Source organism: Albidovulum sp. (assembly GCF_049646345.1).
GTDB lineage: Bacteria > Pseudomonadota > Alphaproteobacteria > Rhodobacterales > Rhodobacteraceae > Albidovulum.
This window is the reverse complement of the sequence record NZ_JBARVQ010000418.1, coordinates 1-3284: the sequence shown is the minus strand read 5'-3', so window position 1 is coordinate 3284 and position 3284 is coordinate 1. Positions and strand designations below refer to the sequence as shown.

The 3284-nt window shown below is 61.8% G+C and carries 3 protein-coding genes; all 3 read right to left on the bottom strand.

Annotated features, from left to right (window positions below; genetic code table 11):
- A partial coding sequence (gene secY, locus WBB85_RS10430) for a preprotein translocase subunit SecY (RefSeq protein ID WP_432638553.1) occupies positions 1-1294 on the bottom strand: 1294 nt, incomplete at its 3' end.
- Positions 1295-1396: 102 nt separating this feature from the next.
- Positions 1397-1882, bottom strand: coding sequence for a 50S ribosomal protein L15 (gene rplO / locus WBB85_RS10425; protein ID WP_432638552.1), 486 nt, complete (start codon positions 1880-1882; stop codon positions 1397-1399).
- Positions 1883-2334: 452 nt separating this feature from the next.
- Positions 2335-3261 (bottom strand): ornithine carbamoyltransferase, encoded by a 927-nt coding sequence (argF, locus tag WBB85_RS10420; protein WP_432638554.1) that lies wholly within the window; start codon positions 3259-3261, stop codon positions 2335-2337.
- Positions 3262-3284: the final 23 nt, after the last annotated feature.

Below are 3284 nucleotides of genomic sequence, written 5' to 3'. Positions count from 1 at the left end.
GCCCTTCATACTGATGCGCCAGAAGATGCGACTGCACCTGGTTGATCGTGTCCATCGTAACCGACACGACGATCAGCACCGATGTACCGCCAAAATAGAACGGAATCGCAATTTGCGAACGCAGGATCTCGGGCAGCAGACAGACGGCTGCGAGGTAGCCCGACCCGACTACGAGGATCCGCGCCACGACATAGTCGAGGTAATCGACCGTCTTCGCACCTGGACGGATACCCGGAATGAAACCGCCCTGGTTCTTCAGGTTGTCGGCCACGTCATCGGATTTGAACGACACGTTGGCGGTATAGAAGTAGGCGAAGAATACGACCATACCAGCGAAGAACAGAAGATAAAGCGGCTGGCCGGGGCCGAAATAGGCCAGAATCATCGACATTACCGGGCCGGTCTGAGCGCCCGAGAAGGTCGAGATGGTCGTCGGCAGCAGCAGCAGCGACGAAGCAAAGATCGCCGGGATAACGCCCGCAGGGTTGACCTTGATCGGCAGATGCGACGAAGAACCGTCCATGACCTTCATGCCCACCTGACGGCGGGGATACTGAATGTGGATCTTCCTGAGCGCCCGCTCCATGAAGACGACAAAGGCGATGACCGCGATCACCATCAGAATCACGCCGATGATCACGGGGGCCGAGATCGCACCGATCCGGCCCTGTTCGAAGAACTGTGCCAGGGCTGCGGGAACCTCGGCGATGATGCCGACGAAGATGATCAGCGACACACCGTTGCCGATCCCGCGCGCGGTGATCTGCTCACCGAGCCACATCAGGAACATCGTGCCGCCCACAAGGGTGATGACACAGGCAAGCAGGAAGAAAAGCCCCGGTTCATGGGCCAGATCACCGGCTTCAATGCTGCGCGCAAGGCCATAGGCCTGGAAGGTCGCCAGCAGGACCGTGCCGTAGCGGGTATACTGGTTGATCTTCTTGCGTCCCTGCTCGCCCTCTTTCTTGAGCTGTTCGAGCGCGGGCACCATCGCCGTGAGAAGCTGGACGATGATCGAGGCCGAGATATAGGGCATGATGCCGAGGGCAAAGATCCCCATCCGCCCCAGCGCGCCGCCGGTGAACATCTGCAGCATGCCGCCGATGCCCTGATTGGCGCTCTGCATGAACTCCCGCAATGCGATCGCATCGATACCGGGCACCGGGATATAGGTGCCGATCCGGTAGACGATCAGAAGTCCGATGGTGAAGAAGATACGTTGGCGAAGGTCGGTGGCCTTGCCAAAGGCCCCCCAGCTTAAGTTCGCCGCCATTTGCTCTGCAGCAGATGCCATTCCGGTCTCGCTTGTATGACAGCGCCGCCGAACCGTTTTCCGGTCGGCGGCGCTAGGAAAACTTTTGCTTATGTAAGCGCCGCGGGGGTCGCCGACAACACCTTATTCGGTGGCTTCCGCCGCAGGTGCCGCAGCCGTGACGACAAGTGCGCCGCCGACCTTCTCGACCGCTTCGATCGCCGCTTTCGACGCGCCGGTGACGGCGAGCTTCAGCTTGGCCTTGACCTCACCCTTGGCGAGAACCCGGACACCGTCGAGCTTGCGGCGCACAATGCCGGACGCGACGAGGATATCCTCGGTGATCTCTTTCTTGGCGTCGAGCTTGCCCGCATCAACGAAAGCCTGAAGCTGGCCGAGGTTCACAACCGCGAATTTCTTGGCGTTCGGCTTGGTAAAGCCGCGCTTCGGCAGACGCCGGTAAAGCGGCATCTGGCCGCCTTCATAACCGCCGATGGCCACGCCCGAACGGGACTTCTGACCCTTGATACCACGGCCGCCGGTCTTGCCCTTGCCCGAACCCGGACCACGGCCAACCCGCATGCGTTTCTTGGTAGCGCCGGGATTGTCCCGGAGTTCATTCAGTTTCATGTCGCTTCTCCTTGGCCGGAACTGGCCCCCAGCGACGGGATGGGCCAAACACGGCATTTCTTGATTTGTGAGTCGGGTCCGCGAGGGACCACCGGGGGCGTATAGACGGGAAGAGGGTATGGATCAAGAGGGCCGGATGTTTCGGCAGCGTGCCGGTTCGACTTTCTGCCGACGGGACATTGCAGCCGTTGACACCGTTGCACCGCAAGCCGGGCGAGCGCCTGCCCTTGGGGTGGCGCAGCAACGTGTATTCGGGGCACTTTATGGCAGCAAAGCCCCTAATCGCTCATGCGACGCACACTGCCGCAAAAGCGCCAGCCCGCCGGGACGGGCAGGCGCTCGCCCGGCGCGCGTCGCGCTTGAATCCGGGCGAAAGGGCGCTGGAGGCAAAGGGCGCAAAGCGAAGTACGCACGCCGGGGCAGCACCGCACTTTCTTGCCAGACAATGCGCTTCAGACCCCGAGGCAATAGCGCAGGATCGCCTTCTGCGCATGGAGCCGGTTTTCGCTTTCGTCGAAGATCACCGAATGCGGGCCGTCCATGACCTCATTTGTCGCCTCCTCGTTCCGGTGCGCGGGCAGGCAGTGCATGAAGAGCGCGGCCGGTTTGGCCTGCCCCATCATCGCGGCATTGACCTGATAGGGGCGCAGCTGATTGTGCCGCCGTTCGCGCGCGCTTTCGGGATCGTGCATCGAGACCCAGGTATCGGTGACGATGGCATCCGCGCCTTTCGCGGCTTCCAGCGGATCGCGGGAGATCTCCACCTTCGAGCCGCGTTCGCGGGCGAAGGCCACCGCACGGGGATCGGGATCGAGCGTCTCGGGGCCGGTGAAGGTCAGGTCAAAGCCGAACTGCCCGGCGGCATGGAGCCAGCTTGAACAGACATTGTTGCCGTCGCCCGACCAGACGAACTTGCGCCCCTTGATCGGGCCGCGATGTTCCTCATAGGTCACGATATCGGCCATGATCTGGCACGGGTGGCTGGCATCGGTCAGCCCGTTGATCACCGGCACGGTCGCATGTTCGGCCATCTCCAGAAGCGTCGCCTCTTCGAAGGTTCTGAGCATGATCAGATCGACAAAACGCGATAGCACTTTGGCGGTGTCGGCAATGCTTTCGCCATGACCAAGCTGCATTTCCTTGCCCGAGAGCACCATCGTCTCGGCCCCCATCTGGCGGGCCCCGACATCGAAGGAGACGCGGGTCCGGGTCGAGGGCTTTTCGAAGATGAGCGCGATCAGCCGCCCCGAAAGCGGGGTTTCATCGTCGCGCATCCCCTTGGGCCGGTTGTTGCGCGCGTCCTTCATGGTGCGGGCCTGATCGATCATCGCCCTGAGGTCGGATTGCGTCGTCTTGTGGATGTCGAGGAAATGGTTCATCGGCGTCGTCCTTACTGGAGAGC